General features: G+C 65.5%; 15 protein-coding genes. 4 read left to right on the forward strand and 11 right to left on the reverse strand.

Annotated features, from left to right (window positions below):
• Nucleotides 1-10: 10 nt before the first annotated feature.
• Together HLG70_RS12775 and parE are read right to left on the reverse strand one after the other, a co-directional pair.
• Nucleotides 11-616 carry a YcxB family protein gene (locus HLG70_RS12775; protein ID WP_171664030.1) on the reverse strand — a complete coding sequence of 202 codons (606 nt, stop codon included), beginning with the start codon at nucleotides 614-616 and terminating at the stop codon, nucleotides 11-13.
• Nucleotides 616-2,577, reverse strand: a complete 1,962-nt coding sequence (parE, locus tag HLG70_RS12780; protein ID WP_171664029.1) for a DNA topoisomerase IV subunit B — start codon at nucleotides 2,575-2,577, stop codon at nucleotides 616-618. Before parE ends, HLG70_RS12775 begins: the two co-directional genes overlap by 1 nt.
• Nucleotides 2,578-2,901: 324 nt before the next feature.
• Here parE and trxA point away from each other — a divergent pair, with 324 nt between their 5' ends.
• Both trxA and rho read left to right on the forward strand, forming a co-directional pair.
• Complete coding sequence (gene trxA, locus HLG70_RS12785) at nucleotides 2,902-3,228, forward strand: thioredoxin TrxA (protein ID WP_006218534.1); 327 nt, start codon at nucleotides 2,902-2,904, stop codon at nucleotides 3,226-3,228.
• 117 nt (nucleotides 3,229-3,345) lie between these two features.
• Complete coding sequence (gene rho, locus HLG70_RS12790) at nucleotides 3,346-4,605, forward strand: transcription termination factor Rho (RefSeq protein ID WP_006218533.1); 1,260 nt, start codon at nucleotides 3,346-3,348, stop codon at nucleotides 4,603-4,605.
• A 49-nt stretch (nucleotides 4,606-4,654) separates the two neighbouring features.
• Here the strand turns inward: rho and HLG70_RS12795 are convergent, their stop codons facing one another.
• Nucleotides 4,655-8,290, reverse strand: coding sequence for a YhdP family protein (locus HLG70_RS12795; RefSeq protein ID WP_171664028.1), 3,636 nt, complete (start codon nucleotides 8,288-8,290; stop codon nucleotides 4,655-4,657).
• 101 nt (nucleotides 8,291-8,391) lie between these two features.
• On the opposite strand from HLG70_RS12795, the gene glnE reads away from it, so the two are divergent.
• Complete coding sequence (gene glnE / locus HLG70_RS12800) at nucleotides 8,392-11,169, forward strand: bifunctional [glutamate--ammonia ligase]-adenylyl-L-tyrosine phosphorylase/[glutamate--ammonia-ligase] adenylyltransferase (protein ID WP_171664027.1); 2,778 nt, start codon at nucleotides 8,392-8,394, stop codon at nucleotides 11,167-11,169.
• Between the two features lie 116 nt (nucleotides 11,170-11,285).
• Complete coding sequence (locus HLG70_RS12805) at nucleotides 11,286-11,960, forward strand: epoxyqueuosine reductase QueH (protein WP_171664026.1); 675 nt, start codon at nucleotides 11,286-11,288, stop codon at nucleotides 11,958-11,960.
• 16 nt (nucleotides 11,961-11,976) lie between these two features.
• Here the strand turns inward: HLG70_RS12805 and HLG70_RS12810 are convergent, their stop codons facing one another.
• The 8 genes from HLG70_RS12810 to styD all read right to left on the reverse strand — a co-directional run bounded on the left by HLG70_RS12810 (nucleotide 11,977) and on the right by styD (nucleotide 18,917).
• Complete coding sequence (locus HLG70_RS12810) at nucleotides 11,977-12,930, reverse strand: helix-turn-helix domain-containing protein (RefSeq protein ID WP_171664025.1); 954 nt, start codon at nucleotides 12,928-12,930, stop codon at nucleotides 11,977-11,979.
• A gap of 78 nt (nucleotides 12,931-13,008) precedes the next feature.
• A complete protein-coding gene (locus HLG70_RS12815; RefSeq protein ID WP_171664024.1) occupies nucleotides 13,009-13,533 on the reverse strand; it encodes a c-type cytochrome in 525 nt (174 codons plus the stop codon).
• Complete coding sequence (locus HLG70_RS12820; RefSeq protein ID WP_171664023.1) at nucleotides 13,530-14,051, reverse strand: methylamine dehydrogenase light chain; 522 nt, start codon at nucleotides 14,049-14,051, stop codon at nucleotides 13,530-13,532. Before HLG70_RS12820 ends, HLG70_RS12815 begins: the two co-directional genes overlap by 4 nt.
• Nucleotides 14,035-14,673: a methylamine dehydrogenase accessory protein MauD gene (mauD, locus tag HLG70_RS12825; protein WP_171664022.1), complete on the reverse strand. Its 639-nt coding sequence runs from the start codon at nucleotides 14,671-14,673 to the stop codon at nucleotides 14,035-14,037. Before mauD ends, HLG70_RS12820 begins: the two co-directional genes overlap by 17 nt.
• A gap of 11 nt (nucleotides 14,674-14,684) precedes the next feature.
• A complete protein-coding gene (locus tag HLG70_RS12830) occupies nucleotides 14,685-15,242 on the reverse strand; it encodes a MauE/DoxX family redox-associated membrane protein (protein WP_171664021.1) in 558 nt (185 codons plus the stop codon).
• Nucleotides 15,239-16,429, reverse strand: a complete 1,191-nt coding sequence (locus HLG70_RS12835; protein WP_171664020.1) for an amine dehydrogenase large subunit — start codon at nucleotides 16,427-16,429, stop codon at nucleotides 15,239-15,241. Before HLG70_RS12835 ends, HLG70_RS12830 begins: the two co-directional genes overlap by 4 nt.
• A gap of 31 nt (nucleotides 16,430-16,460) precedes the next feature.
• The gene (locus tag HLG70_RS12840) at nucleotides 16,461-17,336 is read right to left on the reverse strand and encodes a transporter (protein WP_171664019.1); all 876 of its coding nucleotides are present in this window, start codon (nucleotides 17,334-17,336) and stop codon (nucleotides 16,461-16,463) included.
• A gap of 69 nt (nucleotides 17,337-17,405) precedes the next feature.
• The gene (gene styD, locus HLG70_RS12845; protein WP_171664018.1) at nucleotides 17,406-18,917 is read right to left on the reverse strand and encodes a phenylacetaldehyde dehydrogenase StyD; all 1,512 of its coding nucleotides are present in this window, start codon (nucleotides 18,915-18,917) and stop codon (nucleotides 17,406-17,408) included.
• Nucleotides 18,918-18,923: the final 6 nt, after the last annotated feature.

Below are 18,923 nucleotides of genomic sequence, written 5' to 3' on the forward strand. Positions count from 1 at the left end.
CGAAACGGCGTCAAAGCGCCTGCGCGGACGGAACCAGTTGCGTATCGGCGACGTGCGCGCGCAACTGGGCGCGCACCGCATCCAGCGTGGCGGCGTCCTGCCCGCGCTTGGGGATGATCACACCCTGCAAGGTGCCAAGAATGACGTACAGGTGCTCCGGGGTCTCCTCGACCCGCCGCACGTCGGCCCAATCCATGCGCCCGGTGGCGGTGGCCGTGGAGTCCGACACGCCGTCGGGTCCGAAGTCCAGCTGGTGCCGGCCCAGGAACAGCGTGTCCGGCTGCTTGGCCAGCATGCGCCGCGTGTTCATTTTCACAAGCGCGGGCAGCACGTATTCATACGCCAGCGCCAGCACGGCCAGGATGCCCAGGCCCACCGCCAGTCCCTGGAAGTACACCGGCAGCAGCAGGCCCCAGTTCGGCCCCTTGTCGTCCCAGGTCTGCCAGATCAGATAGGCCATCAAGGCCACGATCATCAGGACCGCGAAGCGCAGGTGGGACCGGTAGCGGCGGCGGCGCAGCTCTGGCCGCTTGTACACATAGGCGGCGAAGTTCGCGTAATCGTCGGCCGTCAGGTCGACGGTCATGCGGGCTTGCCCGGGCGCGGATGGCGTCATCAGATATCGAGCTCCGCCAGGTTGCCCTTCTCTTCGATCCAGGCGCGGCGTTGCGAGGACTCGCCCTTGCCCATCAGCATGTCGAACATGCGGGTGGTGTCCGCGGGGCTCTGGTCCCCGTAGCCCACGGGCAGCAGACGGCGCGTGTCCGGATTCATGGTGGTTTCCCACAACTGCTCGGGATTCATTTCACCCAGGCCCTTGAACCGGCTGACGGCCCAGGCACCTTCGCGCACGCCTTCCTTGCGCAGCTTGTCCTGCGCGGCCTCCAGTTCGCCTTCGTCCAGGCAATAGATCTTGCGGGCCGGGCGCTTGCCCTGGGCCGGCACGTCCAGGCGGAACAGCGGCGGCTTGGCCACATAGACGTTTCCGGCCTCGACCAGCTTGGGGAAGTGCTTGTAGAACAGCGTCAGCAGCAACACCTGGATGTGCGATCCGTCGACGTCGGCGTCGGACAGGATGCAGATGCGGCCGTAGCGCAGGCCCGACAGGTCCGGCGTATCGCCGGGGCCGTGGGGATCCACGCCAATGGCAACCGAAATGTCATGGATTTCGTTGTTGGCAAAGAGCCGGTCGCGGTCCACTTCCCAGGAATTCAGCACCTTGCCGCGCAGCGGCAGGATGGCCTGGAATTCCTTGTCGCGACCCATCTTGGCCGAACCGCCGGCCGAGTCGCCCTCGACCAGGAACACTTCGGTGCGCGACGCGTCGCTGGACTCGCAATCGGTCAGCTTGCCCGGCAGCACGGCCACGCCGGAGCTCTTGCGCTTTTCGACCTTCTGGGCCGAACGCTGACGCGCCTGCGCCTGGCGTATGGCCAGCTCGGCCAGCTTCTTGCCGTATTCAACGTTGCTGTGCAGCCATAGATCCAGCGCGCTCTTGGCGAACCCGCCCACCAGGCGCACGGCGTCGCGGCTGTTCAGCCGTTCCTTGATCTGGCCCTGGAATTGCGGATCCAGTACCTTGGCCGACAGCACGAAGCTGGCGCGGGCGAACACGTCTTCGGGCAGCAGCTTCACGCCCTTGGGCAAGAGGCTGTGCAGTTCGGCAAAGCCCTTGACCGCGCCGAACAGGCCTTCGCGCAGCCCGGATTCATGGGTGCCGCCGGCCGGCGTGGGGATGAGGTTGACGTAGGACTCGCGCACCGCGTTGCCGTCTTCCGTCCAGGCCACCACCCATTGGGCGCCCTCGCCTTCGGCGAAGTTCTCGTGGTCGGCGCCGGCATATTGCTCGCCTTCGAAGAACGGCACCATCAACTCGGCGCCGGACAGCGCCTCGGCCAGATAGCCGCGCAAGCCGTCCTGGTACTGCCAGGTCTTGGTGTCCCCGGTTTTCTCGTTGACGAGCGAGACCTTCACGCCGGGCAGCAACACCGCCTTGCTGCGCATCAGGTGGGTCAGCTCGCCCAGCGGAATGTTGGGGCTGTCGAAATACTTGGGGTCCGGCCAGACGCGCACTCGCGTGCCGGACTTCTTGCGGCCGCCCTGGTCGTAGGGGGCCAGGGGCTCGGCAACGTCGCCGCCCTTGAAAACCAGGCGATTTACCGCCCCATCCCGCCAGACCACGACTTCCAGCCGGGTGGCCAGCGCATTGGTGACGGAGACGCCCACGCCGTGCAGGCCGCCGGAAAAGGCGTAGGCGCCGCCGCCTGCCTTGTCGAACTTGCCGCCCGCGTGCAGGCGCGTGAACACCAGCTCCACGACGGGAGCGTGCTCTTCAGGGTGCAGGCCGACGGGGATACCCCGCCCGTCGTCCTCGACGGACACGCTGCCATCTATATGCAGCGTGACCTGAATCTGTTTGCCGTAGCCGGCCAAGGCCTCGTCTGCGGCGTTATCAATGACCTCCTGCACGACGTGCAGGGGGTTTTCGGTGCGGGTGTACATGCCCGGGCGCTGGCGCACGGGCTCCAGTCCCTTCAGGACCCGAATGGACGCCTCGGTGTAACGTGGAGTGGCCAAGTTATCCCCAACATCTGTGGAAAAAAACCGACATTTTACGGATAAGCCTAGATTCTGCGCGGCTCCGGGTGGGATGCGCACGACCTGACCAGCTCCGAATTCGGTAGGATGATGACAGTCACAGCCAGCGCCCCAGGGTTGGATGCCCCGGATCACGACAGCTGCGCCGCAACATCCTACACAAATCCTGCAAACCCTGTTGTTATTAACAGTGGTATGCCTGTTGTTATTGACAGTGGTATGCTTTAGTCCATTCCACAAACAAGAACAACGGCAAGGCGCGTCTTTCACGCGCCTTTTGCTGCCGAACCGAGAATCACCATCATGAGCGACCAAATCAAGAACGTCAGTGACGCGAGCTTCGATGCCGATGTGTTGAAATCCGGCCAGCCGGTGCTGGTGGACTACTGGGCTGCCTGGTGTGGCCCCTGCAAGATGATTGCCCCGATCCTGGAAGAGGTCGCCACCGAGTACGCAGGTCGCCTGACGATCGCGAAGCTGAACGTGGACGAAAACCAGGGTACCGCCACCAAATACGGCATCCGCGGCATTCCTACCCTTATGCTCTTTAAAGACGGCCAAGCCGCCGCCACCAAAGTTGGCGCGCTGTCGAAGTCGCAACTCACCGCATTCCTGGACGGCGCGTTGTAAACTGCGTGCTGTGAACGAAGGCGCCGCCATGGAGGCGGCGCTCATTCAGTACCGCGCGAGCCCGTCCGTGGCGCGCCGCCAGAGCCCTCCTTTACTTTTCCCCCAAAACTCACCGCGATGCACCTCAACGAACTGAAGGCGCTGCACGTCTCGCAGCTGCTCGAAATGGCCGCTGGCCTGGAAATCGAGAACGCCAACCGCCTGCGCAAGCAGGAATTGATGTTCGCCATCATGAAGCGGCGCGCCAAGCAAGGCGAGCAGATCTTCGGCGACGGCGTTCTGGAAGTCTTGCCCGACGGCTTTGGTTTCCTGCGCTCGCCCGAGACCTCGTATCTGGCCAGCACCGACGACATCTACATCTCGCCGTCGCAGATCCGCCGTTTCAACCTGCACACCGGCGACTCCATCGAAGGTGAAGTGCGCACGCCCAAGGATGGCGAGCGCTATTTCGCCCTGGTGAAGGTGGACAAGGTCAACGGCGTGGCCCCCGAAGCGATCAAGCATCGCATCATGTTCGAAAACCTGACGCCGCTGCATCCGAACCGGACCATGCGCCTGGAACGCGACATCAAGAGCGAAGAGAACCTCACGGGCCGCATTCTTGACGTCTTCGCCCCCATCGGCATGGGCCAGCGCGGCCTGATCGTCGCCAGCCCCAAGTCCGGCAAGACGGTGATGATGCAGCACATTGCGCACGCCATCACCACCAACTACCCCGACGCGGTCATGATCGTCCTGCTGGTCGACGAGCGCCCCGAGGAAGTGACGGAAATGCAACGCACGGTGCGTGGCGAAGTGGTGGCGTCGACCTTCGACGAACCCGCCACCCGTCACGTGCAAGTGGCCGAAATGGTCATCGAAAAGGCCAAGCGCCTGGTCGAAATGAAGAAAGACGTCGTGATCCTGCTGGACTCGATCACCCGTCTGGCCCGCGCCTACAACACCGTGGTGCCGGCCTCCGGCAAGGTGCTGACCGGCGGCGTGGACGCCAATGCCCTGCAGCGTCCCAAGCGCTTCTTCGGCGCGGCCCGCAACCTGGAAGAAGGCGGTTCGCTGACCATCCTGGGCACCGCGCTGATCGAAACCGGCAGCCGCATGGATGAAGTCATCTATGAAGAATTCAAGGGTACGGGCAACTCCGAAGTCCACCTTGAGCGCCGTCTGGCCGAAAAGCGCGTCTACCCGTCGATCAACCTGAACAAGTCGGGCACCCGCCGCGAAGAGCTGCTGATCGCCCCCGACCTGCTCCAGAAGGTCTGGGTGCTGCGCAAGTTCATCCACGACATGGACGAAGTCCAATCCATGGAATTCATCCTGGACAAGATGCGCGCCACCAAGACCAACGCCGAATTCTTCGACATGATGAAGAAGAAGTAAGCGGGTCTCGCACCCAACAAAAAACCGCCCTGCATGGGCGGTTTTTTTATCAGTGCTCGATGAAATCGGGCATGCGACGGGGCATCGAATCGGCCGGCCGGGGCGTCTGCTTGTCCGGCTCCTTGCCCGACCCGTCGATCGGATCGATGCGCGGATCGTCCCAACTGCCCGTCACGGCGTATTCCATGGTCATGGCGCGCGCCAGTGGCTGCTTCAACAGCCATTGCGTGACAAAGGCGCCCAGGCCGATCAGCGGATTGACGGCCAGCGCGGTCACCATCGCCGCGCCGCTGGCATCCAGGTTGGGGATGACGACTGCCTTCAGGTCCCAGCGCTCCGCGATAAGGTTCACGCCGCCGGCCAGCACAATGGCGGCCACCGGGCCGTTGATCTTGTAGCCTTCGGTGGTCACCATCCCATTGGCCACCTTTACGTTCCCGCGGATGGTGTCGAACGGAAATCCGTCGCGCAACAGGTTCGTCGGATTCACATCCAGCCGCGCCAGCCGTTGCAGCGATTGCAGCGACAGCAGTTCCAGAAGGCGCGCCGTGCGGGAATTCACGTGCATGAAGCGGCCATTGTCCAGGCTGACGATCACATCGCCCGCCACGTCGGCGATATTGTGGGACCAGGGCAGATTGCGCCAGGTCGCCTTGCCCTGGACCGTGCCCTTGCCGCCCGACACCACATTCTCGAACCCGATCCGGTTCATGAAATTGCCGATATTCTCGAACTTGACGGCGGCGTCCACCGTCAGGCCCCGATCCGGTCCCTCGAGCCGCCAGTTGCCGGTGGCGTTCAGGCTGGCCGAATCGTTATTGATGGACAGCTTGTCCAGGCGCCACTGCCGTCCGCGTTCCAGATTCGTGCCGGTCACTTGCAGCTCGCCCAGGTTCTTGCCGTAGAGCAGGAATTCCTTGGCTTGCAGATCGATTGCGGGGATATCCGACAGGTCATTGCCGGACGCCAGCGCCTTGTCGGCCTCGTTGGTGTCGCCTTCGCCGCCAAACGACAGGTGCTTCAGGCGGGCGGTGATCTGTCCGGCGATCGCGCCCGAGGCCTCGCGCCATTCCAGCGTACCCGTCGCCTGGCGCGACTGCAGGTCCACGCGCCATTGCGCCGGACCGGGACGGGTGGCGTAGAGCGTCAGGTCGTTCAGGGTATAGCCGCTGGTTCGCAGGATGCCGGCGGCCAGGCTGATGCGCTCGGGCTGCGGCAGGATGGGCTTGGGCGCCGATTTGCCCTTGCCGGCCGGCGCGTTGAAACCGTCGGCGACGGTCTCCCAGCCGTCCATATCCAGTTCCGGCAAGCTGGCGTTCAGGCTCAGCCCTCGTTCGGGCAAGCTGGCGGGCCGGCCGATGCCGAGGGCGCCGCGAGCAAAGTACGACGGCGCGGCATCGCCGGGATCCCGTTCGAAAAGCGCATTGACGTTTTCTCCCAGGCTGGCCGTCAGCCAGCGCCGGTTCTTCGCGCCGCGGTCCTGGGCCGGCCCCCATTGCAGCTTCAGCAACTGGGAAGACTGGGCGGACTTGCCGACAGGCGCGGGCATGTCGATCGCCATGCCGACCAGATCGGACTCAACCGAAATATCAATGGCGCCCCCCTTCTGGTAGCCCAGCCTGCCCTTATAGGCCGCCTTGCCGGAAAAGCGGGACATGGACGGCGTATTGCTCAACTGCGACAGCCCCGATCCCGCCAGCGTGCCGTCAAACCGCAAGACGTCCGTGCTTTGCGCCACGGCGCCGGAAATCTTGACGGGTCCGCCGAGGAACTGCGCCCGGATCTCCTTGGCCTGCACGCCTTTTTCGGAGAACTGGAGATCGCCGTGCATCTGGCTGAGCAGCGGCATCTCCGGCATGAAGGTAAAGGTGTTGTCAGAAAACAGGATATGGCCCTGCACCTGCGTATCGTCGGCATTGAGCAGGGGCACTTTCAGCTTGATCGGTATGCGCCAGTCGCCCGTGCCCCGCGCCTCGTTCAGCGCGCCGTCCAGCAGCTCGCCCAGCGGAGAATTCGCCGCCATCGCGAGATAGGCCGGAACCGGCCCCGAGGTCTCGCCAGAGACCTCCAGTTCCGAATCATGCTCCATGTCGGGAATGGCGGCGGTCACCGCGCCCAGCGTGACGGTCTGCCCCGGCCCGGTGTGCGCCACGGCGCCGCCCGCGCTGTCCAGCGACAGGCTCACCTTGTCGATGCGGAAGTTGCCCGACAGGTTTTCCAGCATCGGCCAACCCTTGCTGTGCGGCCGGGCCGGCGCATAGTCGACCTTGGCGCCGGTGTAGGCGCCCGCGATGACGAACTCGCCGGCAACGCCCGGCGCGCCAAAGGGAAAGTCGTCCAGATCGCCCTTGAGCGTAATGGCGGCGGAATGCATCTCGCCCGCGGGCAAGCCGACGGCCAGCCATTCGCGGGCATCCGCGTTGACTTCCAGCGGCAGATAGCGATGGATGGCCGGCATGGCCCCGCGCGTCATCGTGCCGCGCAGATCGGCACTGCCCGCCGCGGTCTTGCCCGCACTTTGCCATTGCCCTTGAAAGAGCACATCCAGGTCGTCGTTGACCACATGCAATTGGGCGATATCCACGAACCAGTTCTTGGCATCCGGGCCCTTGACCTCGGCGTCCAGCTCGATGTCGCGCGCTTCGAGCGTGGGCGTTTCGAACACGCCAGGCAGCGTCACGCGCAACTGATGCACCGCGCCCTTGACCGCCAGATCGGCCGCGCCGTCGCTGCGCGCAAGCGGCAAGCCTTCGACCTGCACAAAATCGCCGGGCAACGCGGAAATGCGAAACTGCGCCGACCCCGCACGCACCGCCGGGCCGTCCGGAGCGGCCGCCCAGTCCACGCCGCGCACGGCGACGTCGCCCGTCAATTGAGAGAACTGGCCGCGCTCCAGCTGCCACCAGGCCCGTCCGGCCAGCCGGCCAGCAATCGCGGGCACCTTGACCCATGGCGACCACGCCAGCGGCTCCAGGTCATCGACTTGCGCATAAAGCTGCCCGCTCCAGTTCGAAGGATTCTTCGCATCCGCGGCGAACAGGCTGCGGTTGAACTCTCCGCGCAGCTCCATCTTGCGGGCAAGCGCCGCGCCGGCCGAAGCCCGCAATACGAATCGATGGGACAGGCTGCCATTGCGCGCCAGGAAATCGACGTCTTCCAGTTTGAGCTCGGGCGCCTGGCGCAGTTCGTCCTGCCAGCGTAGCGTAGCGCCGCGGACCTGCAGTTCGCGCTGCGCCGCCAGCCAGCGCAACCCCGGATGATTCAGGTCGGACTCGTGATCGCCGGTGTTCAGGTCTATTTCCTGACCGGCAACCCAAAGGTGGTTGGCCGCGTCCCGCCGCAGCGTCAGCTCCGGTTTCTCAAGCTGCAAGCGCACCAGCGTGGGCGACAAGGCAAGGATACTGCGCCATGCGAGCACGGCGGAGACGGATGGCAGCGTCAATACGGGGGCAGCCTCGTCGTCGTAGACCTGGACGGAGGCAAGGTCAAGCCGGGGATTCAGCCCTTGCCAGTTGGCGCGGATCGCGCCGATCGTAACTCGGGCGCCCAACGCCTGGCTGGCGTAGGCTTCAATCTGGGGGCGCCATTGATCCACCCGCGGGAGGACCCAGTAGCGCACGCCCAGAAACCCGATGGCGACGACGCCATATACGGTCAGCGCAGCCCAGAACAGGCAGCGGAGCACTTTTTTTGAAACAGACACGGATCAGTGGGCAGGAGAATATGTCTTGCAGTATCGTCCCCACTTATACCTGAAACGCGTTCATTCGTCTGCCGCCCTTCACCATGTCCAATCCGTCCCTGCTTGCCCCCGCCCTCGCCTGGTCCGGCCATTTGCGCCGACGCCTGGATGCCCACCCGGATCTGGCCGCCTGGCTGGCGGAGGCCGTGCGCCAGCCAGTCACGCCGGCCTTGATGGCCCAGTGGCAATCCGAACTGGCGGGCCCCGCCGCCCCCGGCATCCTGCCGGTGGAAACGTGCCGCATGGTGCTGCGCAAATTGCGCGAGCGTGTCTTCAGCGTACTGATCGTGCGCGACCTGACGGGCCAGGCGGACCTTGAAGAAGTCGTGGGCGCGATGACCACGCTGGCGGACATCGCGGTGGCTGCCGCCTATCGCAGCGTGGCCGCCGACCTGGCGGCCGTTCATGGCGTGCCGCGCGACCCCGCCACGGGCAAACCGCAGGAGATGCTCATCGTGGGCATGGGCAAGCTGGGCGGCTGCGAATTGAATGTGTCATCCGACATCGACCTGATCATGCTGTACGGCGAGGAAGGCGAAACCGACGGGCCCCGCCGCATCAGCCACCACGAGTTCTACGGCCGCCTGACGCGGCGGATGATGCCGGTGCTGTCCGAAGTGGACGCCAATGGCCAGGTTTTCCGGACCGACCTGCGCCTGCGCCCTGATGGCGACTCCGGCCCGCTGGCCTGGAGCCTCGACGCCCTGGAACACTACCTGATCGGCCAGGGCCGCGAATGGGAGCGCTATGCCTGGCTCAAGGCGCGGCTGATGCCCGCGCAGGCCTTCGAGGGCAGCGACAGCGCCGTGCAAGCCAGGCAACTGGAAAGCCTGCGCGTCCCCTTTGTATATCGCAAGTATTTTGACTTCGACGCGCTGGCCGCGCTGCGCGCCTTGCGCGAGCGCATCCGCCAGGACTGGCAGCGGCGCGCGATGGCGCGCAACGGCATCGACAGCGCCAACAATATCAAGCTGGGCGACGGCGGCATCCGCGAGATCGAATTCGTAGTGCAGCTTGCCCAGCTGATCCGGGGCGGTCGCATGCCCGCGCTGCAAAAGCGCGGCCTGCTGGAAGCCCTGCATGCCGAACGCCTGGCGGGCCTGGTGCCCGAAGAAGACGCGCGGCGCCTGGAAGACGCCTACCGCTTTCTGCGCCGCACCGAGCACGCCCTGCAATACCGCGAAGACGAGCAGACCCACCTGCTTCCGGGCGACCCGGCCCTGCGCGCCTCCCTGGCCGCGGCGCTGGGCCTTAGCCCCGAGAACTTTGAACGCACGCTGGCCGAACACCGCGCCTTCGTCTCGCAGACCTTCCGCAATGTGTTCCGCATGGTGGGCATGGGCGAGGAAGAGCAGGCCCCCGCTGCAGGCCCCGCCGAGGCCGCCTCCGGACAAGACGAACCCGACACTGAAAGCGAACTGGCCGACCAGATCCGGCAGGCGTTTGGCGACGAGGCGCAAGACCTGCTGCGCCGGGCGGAAACCCTTGCAGGCAGCCACCGCGTGCGCAGCCTGCCCGAAAGCAGCCGCCGGCGCATGGAAGCCCTGCTGCCCGCCGCCCTGCGCGCCGCGCTGCAGACTCCGGCGCCGCGGGATGCCGCCGTCCGCCTGTTCGACCTGATCGAAAAGATCGCTCAGCGCAGCGCCTACCTGGCGCTGCTGGCCGAGTACCCGGACACGCTGGCTCGCGTGGCTCGCATGGTTGCCGCCAGCCCCTGGGCCGCGCAATACCTGACCCAGCACCCGCTGCTGCTCGACAGCCTGATCGACTGGCGCACCCTGTTCGAGCCGCTGGACTTCGCCCAGATCGCCCGGCAACTGACGGCGGATCTGGACGCCTGCCGCCTGCCTGATGGCGACCCGGACATCGAACGCCAGATGAACCTGATGCGCGATGTGCAGCGCCAGGCCAGCTTCCAGCTGCTGGCGCAGGATCTGGAGGGCGAGCTCACGGTGGAAAAGCTGGCGGATCAACTGTCGGCGCTGGCCGACCTGCTGCTGACCGAAACCATCCGCCGCGCCTGGCCTCTGGTGAACAAGGTCGAGGGCGCCGTGCCGCGCTTCGCCGTCATTGCCTACGGCAAGCTGGGCGGCAAGGAACTGGGCTATGCCTCCGACCTGGACCTGGTCTTCCTGTTCGACGACCCCCGCGAGGACGCCGCCGAGGTTTACGCCAAACTGGGCCGGCGCATGTCGTCCTGGCTCTCGACCATGACCTCTTCAGGACGGCTGTACGAGGTCGACCTGCGCCTTCGGCCGGATGGCGACGCGGGGCTGCTGGCCGTGTCCATGGAGGCGTTCGAGCAGTATCAGCACAAGCACGCCTGGGCCTGGGAACATCAGGCCTTGACCCGGGCGCGCCATGCCGCCGGAGACGCCGGCGTGGGAGCACGCTTCGAAAAGATCCGCGAGGACATCCTGGTGCTGCCGCGCGATGCCGCCGCGCTGCGAGTAGAAGTCCTGGCGATGCGCGAGAAAATCAACGCCGGCCATCCGAACACCACCGACCGGTTCGACCTGAAGCATGACCGCGGCGGCATGGTCGACGTGGAATTCGTCACGCAGTATCTCGTGCTTTGCTACGCCGGCACGCATCCGGTACTGGTCCGCAACCTGGGCAATATCGCGCTGCTGCGACTGGCCGGGGAAGCCGGACTGATTCCGACGGAACTAGCCTCGCGCGCCGGCGACGCCTACCGCACGCTGCGCCGGGTTCAGCATCAATTGCGCATGCAAGGCGTGGAAAAGGCGCGGGTGGCGCCCGAGCAGCTTCAGGAAGAGCGGGCCGCAGTCAGGGAGCTCTGGGCTGCCGTGCTGGGCTGACCGGCGGGCCGGACGGACATGAACCGGGGCGCGGGCGCCGCCTGCCCGGCCGTCCCTGCCCGTTTGCGGCAACTCGTCGTAAAATAAGGGGTTTTCCGCCTTTTTACCTGCAAGCCATGTCTGAACTCGTGCGTCCCAAACTCGACCTGCCCGCCGGCCGCGGCAAAGTGCTGATGCATTCGTGCTGCGCGCCCTGTTCCGGGGAAGTCATGGAAGCCATGACGGCCTCGGGTATCGACTACGCGATCTACTTCTACAACCCGAACATCCATCCGGTCAAAGAGTACGAGATCCGCAAGCAGGAGAACATCCGCTTCGCCGAGCAGCACGGCATCGAGTTCATCGACGCCGACTACGACATGGACAACTGGTTCGACCGCGTCAAGGGCATGGAAAACGCGCCCGAACGCGGCGAACGCTGCACGGCCTGCTTCGACATGCGCTTCGAACGCACCGCGCTCTACGCCCATGAGCATGGCTTTGACACCATCACCAGTTCGCTCGGCATTTCGCGCTGGAAGGACATGAACCAGATCAACGGCTGCGGCGAACGCGCCGCCGCCCGCTACGACGATCTGATCTACTGGACCTACAACTGGCGCAAAGGCGGCGGCTCCGCCCGCATGATCGAAATCAGCAAGCGCGAGAACTTCTACCAGCAGGAATACTGCGGCTGCGTCTATTCGCTGCGCGACACCAATCGCCACCGCCGCTCGCAAGGCCGCGAACGCATCCACATCGGCGTGAAGTTCTACGGCAAGGAAGACCTGATCAACGAGGAACAGCTCTGACTGGTCATGGCGGGCGCTAGCGTTCCTGGCGCCGGTATTCGGACGGCGACACGCCGAAGCGCTTACGGAACGCGTGGCTGAAGCGCGCGGCATCCGAAAAACCGAAGCGGTAGGCAATGTCGCCGATCGGCCGGGCAGACTGCGCAGCATCGCAAAGCGTGTTCCGGCAACGCTCCAGACGGGCGCTGAGGATGAAATCGGCAGGCGTGGTGGACGCTTGCGCAAACAGGTTGTACAGGTAGCGCCGCGATACCCGGAAGGCCGCGGCCGCGCTAGCGGGCGACAGCTCCGGATCATGCAGGTTTTCGAGTATGTGCTGCTGCACGCGGCGCAACTGCGCCTGCCGCAGCTCGGCGTGGTCCTGTTCGGCCAGCGCGCCCGCCTGCTCGCTGATGTCCAATCCCATCATCTGCAAGACCGCGTTGGCAGCATCGCGCGATGCGCTTTCCGACAGATGCGCGTGTTCGGTCAGCGCCACGCGCAGCAGATCCATGGCCATGCGTCCGCACCCCTTGCGGGCGCTGAAGCGACGAGCCACGGCGTTTTGCATGAAGGGCTGCCAGGCATCAACATGCTTGCCGGGCACCTGCATCACGAGGAAATGCGCACCGTCGTCCACGTCGACCTCGTACGGACGGGTAGTGTCGTAGATGCCCCATTCACCGGGCATCAACAAGGCGCTGCGCCTGGCCTGGCGGATTTCGCTGCGGCCCGCCAACTGCAGCGTCACCTTGTAGCCCGCCGCCACCGACTGCTCGGCCTGCAGCTTGCTGCGGCGCACGCGCTGCGCGCTGCTGCGCAGTTCGCTGACCTGCATCCATCCCAGCGAGTCCACCGCCACGCTGTTGCGAAAGCGGGCGGGAAACACGGCGGACACTTCTAAGGGAACGAAGGTGTCACTGACACTTTCCTGCCAGCTGGCGCAATCCAGGAAATACCTGGGTGCGCTGCGCAAAAGGGATTGGGACATGGCGACTCCGGAAGGCAGCCTCTTGTAGCATCGGGCGACGGGGGGAAGTATCGGTGACAACCCCTAAGTGCCCGCCGGCTAGGGTTTTCGGTCGCTGCCATAGGAATAGTCGGCCAGGTCGAATCCCTGCGCCGACAATGCCTGCGCCAGCCCGTGGCGCACCGGCACCACGTCTTCGTAGCGACGTTTCCGGGCTGCCGCGACCTCCTGTTCGCCAAAGGGAGCGAAGTCCGCGGGCAACTGCGCGGAGCTGAACGCGTCCAGCAACCAGTTCAGCACGGCCGCGAGTTCCGCATCGCTGAGCTGCGATTGCGCGGCGCCCGGCACCCGGACCAGATACTCGCGGCCCGCCGGCAGGTGCACAAACGCGCCTACGGAATTGCGGAAATCCGGAATGCCGTGGCGGCTGCTGCCACGGCCATCCACGCGATGACAACCCGCACACTGCAACACGTAGTCGGCCCGGGCGGCCTGCCGCAACGGCTCCACCGAGGGATCGCGCGCGACAGATCCTTCCGCGACGGCGCGCGTCGCGCAGAACAGGATGGCGGCGGCGCAACGCCATCGCCAGCCCCTGCCCGACCGCCGCCCCCCGTGTTTCATGGCTTCGGCTTTGCCTTTGCCAGGCCCACGATCACGGAGGTCGTGCAGTGGAAAATGGAGGACTCGTTGGACATGCACCAGTTCACGTCGTTGTGCAGGAACATCTGGTAGCCGGGCCGTTCGCGCTCTGCGGCCGCGCACATGCACCTCCCGCAGGCCGCCTTGCCGCAGCAGTCGTTGTAGCTGATGAGATAGTCCTTGCCGTCCAGCGGATTGTGGCAGGTTCCCACCCACGACACCGCCGAAGGCGAGGTGCCCGGCGGGCAGGAGGTCGTACTGCCACCACAGCAGGAGCACAGGAAGCCGTCCACCGCGCAATAGCGCCAGTAACCGCAGGCGGTGTCGTCCATTTGCGGCTTCTTGGCGCCTGCGGGCGCCGACCGCGCGACGGGCAGCACCGGCATCAGGAAGGCCGTTCCGACCAGTACCTTGCCGATGCGGTTGAGCACGCTGCGCCGTGACGTGGCGTGCGCGACGGAGCGCGTGGCGCGCTCTCCGAGTTTATCCAGCCAGTGCATTGCCGCTCTCCTTGCGGGAAATCCGGGTTTCTTCCAGCGTGCCGACGGCCAGGAAATCCTGCACCGACGCCACGCCCAGCTCCTTCGCCGTGAACAGGCTTTCCAGCTGTTCGCGGGAGTTGATCAAGCCCTTCGCGCGCAATGTCCCGGTCTCGTCGATCAGCACCGCGTAGGGCAGTTTGCTGATCTGGAACTTCATGCCCAGCTCGGCCGACAGCAAGTACGGAAAGCGCTCGAGTCCGGCCTGCTTGTAGAACGCCAGGTGCTCAGGCATTTCGCCGTCGCTGGCCAGCACGATACGCAGCCACGCGTTTTCAGTGCTGGCCACCGACTTCAGGATAGGCAGCAGCTTCTTGCAGACGGGGCAGGTCGGGGAAAGAAAGAACAGCAGCTGGCTGTGCTGACCGTGGTCACCAACGGTGATGCGGCGACCCAGCAGGTCTGCGAGTTCGAAGCGCGGCGCAGCCTCGCCGACACCCGGGCCCTTGTCCATCGTCAGCGCGCCCATGGGTGCGACACGTTCGTACAGTACGCCGATCTGCCGGGACAGCGCCAGGATGATCAGCACTAGGCACAGCACCACGCCCCAAAGCAGGAAATTGGAAATGATCAAGGCATCCATGTGAAACTCCTTCAAAGGCTCCGCAGCTTGAGATGCGAGGCCAATAGGTGATTGGACGTGAAGTACAGACCCACTGCGCACATCGTGAGCCCGAAGACGGCGGCTGCATCCAGCCATTGCAGGCCGCGCGAGCCGCCCGCCCCGGCCAGGAGTGCGGGCGCCGCCCACAGCGCCAGGACCGCATTGCGCAAGACCAGCCACCACGACAGCCCCCCGGCCTGCCCGCCTCTTCCGCGGCCGCCAGACGCCGGACCGCCACAACCGCAATCGATGTCGCGGAGGCCTCTCAGCAGGTTGATGACCAACGCCACGGTGGCCGTCGCCAGCAGTAACAGGGCCAACTCCGCGCCCACCGCTTGGCGCGACGGCGCCAGCAGCAAGGCCCCGGCCAACGCCTCGGCCAGCGGGTAGGCCCACGCAAACGCGCGGCTCCAGCCCTCGGGCAGGAGCCGGTAGGCCGACACGGCCATCGAGAACCTGTTCATGTCCCTCAGCTTTTCCAGCGCCCCCAGGAGCAACACACAGGCCAGCGCCGCGCTCGCGCCATAGAGCAGCACGGGATCGTTCATCGCGCGCCTCGCGGTTGCGGTTCGACCTGCAGCGCGGTCTCGCCCGCAGCCTCTATCGTGCCCTTGAGGACGGGCACGGCCGGTGCGGCGTCATAGATGTTCACGTTGCCGCCGTCCAGGGTGTAGAGGCGGGGGCTGGCGTCTTGCGACACCGACATCGACAAGGCGTTGCGGCCCGGCACGCGCGCCAACCGCTTGCGCGTGTCCAGGTCGTAGACCCAGATCTCGGAGGCCGGCGTCTTGTGCGAGCCTTCGGCGCCGTTTGGATGCATGCCGACATAGAGCCGCTTCGCCGCCTGGTTCACCGCCAGCAGGTTGTAGCCGCCGGGCCGCCAGGCCTGGTCCTTGCCCGATGCGTCCAGCAGCGACCAGGGCTTGCCGAAGACGGCATCCTGGCCGCTGAAGTCCGCGCTGTAGACATTGCCGTTGTAGGAGACGAAATAGAAGTTGCTGCCGAGGTTCTCGGTGTGCGTGAAGATCGGATCCTTTTCCGGGTCGAACATCGGCTGGCTACGCTGCTGGCCCGCCGGCTTGCCAGCCGCATCCAGGTCGACGGTCAGTAACGCGCCGTCGCCGCAGATGCTTGCGAAGCTGCGCGGACGCGAAGGCAGGACGACGATGCTCCAGCACCCCGCGGTGGCGGTTATTTCATCCACGAACTGCCGCGTGTTCAGGTCCACCACGGTGACCGAGGCAGCCGGGGTCGCGTTCTGCACGAACAGCAGCCCGCCGTCCGTACTCTGCTGCAGGTAGTTGCGGTAGTTCAGCGCCTGTGTGCGCTTCTGCGGAATGGGCACCTCGTACTTGGGCGTCAGCGTCTCGGCGTCCCAGGCCTCTATCAGGTCGGTGCGCTTGCCACGGTTGAGCCGCTCGTAGTAGGTCGTCATCACATAGATGTTCCTGCCGTCCGCGGACACAGTCATGTGGCCATTGAACGACGTAGGCACCATCCCCAGGAATTTCATGGCGTCGCCGTCGTAGATATTGACCCGGCTGTCGACCAGGTGATTGAAGACGGCGTCCATCACGTAAAGCCGGTGAGGCGTGGCCGGAGGCAGGCGGGTGCCGCCCTTGAGCTCCTCTACGGGCAGGTCCGCGCGGGCAAACCCAGCCGAGGCAGCCAGGGCGGCGCACAGCGCCCATCGCCCAGCGCGCGAAGCGCGTGATCCGGCACGAAGCGCATTCATCGATATTCTCCTGGTGTCATGATCCGATTTCCTAGAACGCATAGACGTAGCGCAGCTGCGCGCCACGCATCCGCGGCCCGTTCTCGACCTTCAGGTCGTGGACATACTGCATCTGAATCTGGTTGGCATCGTTGATCTGGTGAGTCAGCTCGGCGGCCAGCTGGTGGTTGCGCGCCTGCGTGGCGACGGTCTCGCCCGAGGACGTTTCCCGCCCGCCCGTCTCATAGCGGTAGCGCACCCCGGCATAGGTGTCGGGCGTCAGGTTGGTCGAGGCCAGCGCGAAGAAGCGCAACGAAGGATCCTTCTTCAGCGTCTGCCCGTACCAATCGGTGTTGCGGCCATAGATTTCCACCTCCGCGATGGCTTCCAGATAGGTGGATTCGCCTATCCCCTTCACGAAGGAAAAGTCCTGGATGGTGGACCAGCGGTTCTTGCCGGGCGACACGTCGGGTCGCGAACCGTCGTAGCGGCCCACCGGCGCCACAATGAACGGCTCCCAGGCGAACCAGGTCTTGGTCTGTTCGTTGTTGTAGAGCCAGATCGCCGATCCCAGGGTGACGTCGCCGATACCCGTCTGGCGATCGCCCGGCATGCCCGGCAGGTCCATTGAGGTCCGGTACATCGGCACGATGAATTCGAGTTGCATCGTCTTGCCATAGAAATCGCGGTAGTGCATCTGGCGGTACACAAGGGCGTTCACGTCGACGGAGGCCCCGTCCACCCGCCTGCTTTCGGAGTACAGCCCGGACGAGCGCAGCCCCGCCACGTACCCGGCGATCAGGTTGGTGCCCACCGGCGCGGGTATCCAATCGCGCGCGCTGGGGTCTCCCGCCCATGCCGTCTGCGTCACGCCCGCGCATGCCAACAACAATGCCGCGCGCCTGCGGCCATCCGTCATGCCTGTCATCCATTTCCCCTTGGTTTGATGATGACGCGGCCGCTAGTATCCCCCGGCTTGGGCCGCGCTATCTTTGTTCTAGTACGCAATGCAAACCGATTTCTTCTCCAGATACAGGTCCAGCACCGCGCGGCCATGCTCACGACCAATGCCGGATTGCTTGAACCCACCAAAAGGCATGTTCGGATCCAGCATGTTGTGCGTGTTCACCCAGACCGTTCCGGCCGAGATGCGCGGGATAAGGCTGTGGACGCGGGCAAGATCGTTGCTCCAGAGGCTCGCGCCCAGGCCGAAGGTACTGTCGTTGGCCAGCCGCAAGGCGTCGTCCAAGGTGTCGAAGGGCTGCGCCACGACGACGGGCCCGAAGATCTCCTCGCGCACGATCCGGGCATCCGGCCGCAGCTCGGCAAACACGGTGGGTTGCACGAAATAGCCCTCGCCCTGGCCGACGCCGCCCCCCGCAAGAACGCGCCCGCCTTCGGCCCGCCCGATGCCGATATAGTCCATGACGCGCTTCTGGTGGCGGGCGGACACCAGCGGGCCGATCTGCGTGGCCGAATCGAACCCCGAGCCCAGCTTCATGCCCGCGGCCAGATCGGCCAGGCCCTGCACGACCTTGGCGTACAGGCCCTTCTGCACATACAGGCGCGAACCGGCCGTGCAGACCTGGCCCTGGTTGAAGAAAATGGCGGCCGCCGCGCCCTGCACGGCGCGATCGACGTCGCAGTCGTCCAGCACGATCACGGGTGACTTGCCGCCCAGCTCCAGCGATACCCGCTTCATGTCGTCCATCGCGGCGCGGCCAATCAGCTTGCCCACCTCGGTGGAACCGGTGAACGCGATCTTGTCGACGTCCGGATGCGCGACCAGCGCCGCGCCCGCGGTCTCTCCGCGGCCGGTCACGACGTTGACGACACCGGGCGGGAAACCTGCCTCCAGCACCAGTTCGGCCAGGCGCAACGCGGTCAGCGGCGTTTCCTCGGCGGGCTTGAGCACCACGGTGCAGCCGGCGGCCAGGGCGGGCGCGATCTTCCAGATCGCCATAAGCAGGGGGAAATTCCAGGGAATGATCGCGCCAACCACGCCCACGGCCTGCGGCAAGGTCTGGGCGCTGTAGCGGACGCCCGGCGGAAACGGAATCGATAGGGACAGCGTGTCGCCGGTGATCTTGGTGGCCCAGCCCGCCATGTAGCGCAGCCACTGCGCGCCGGCCCCGACTTCCAGGCCCTGCGCCACGCCCAGCAGCTTGCCGTTGTTCAGCGTTTCGAGCCGGGCCAGTTCGTTGCCGTGCTGCTCGACCAAGTCCGCCAGCTTCAGCAGCAGGCGCTCGCGCCCCGCGGGCAGCAGATCGCGCCATGGCCCGAAATCGAAGGCGCGCCTTGCGGCCTGCACGGCCAAATCGATCTGCACCGGACCGGCATCGGGCTGGTGAGCGATGACCTGCCCGGTGGCCGGGTCATGCACGGCTATCGGCGCACCCAGCCCTTCGCGCACCGGCTTGCCATCGATGAGCATGGTCTCGCGGATGGCGGCCAGTTCGGGGCGGTCGGCCTCGACATGACCGGCGGTGGAAACGCTTGCAGCAGGCATTCAGAG

This window comes from Achromobacter deleyi (assembly GCF_013116765.2).
Taxonomy (GTDB): domain Bacteria; phylum Pseudomonadota; class Gammaproteobacteria; order Burkholderiales; family Burkholderiaceae_B; genus Achromobacter; species Achromobacter deleyi_A.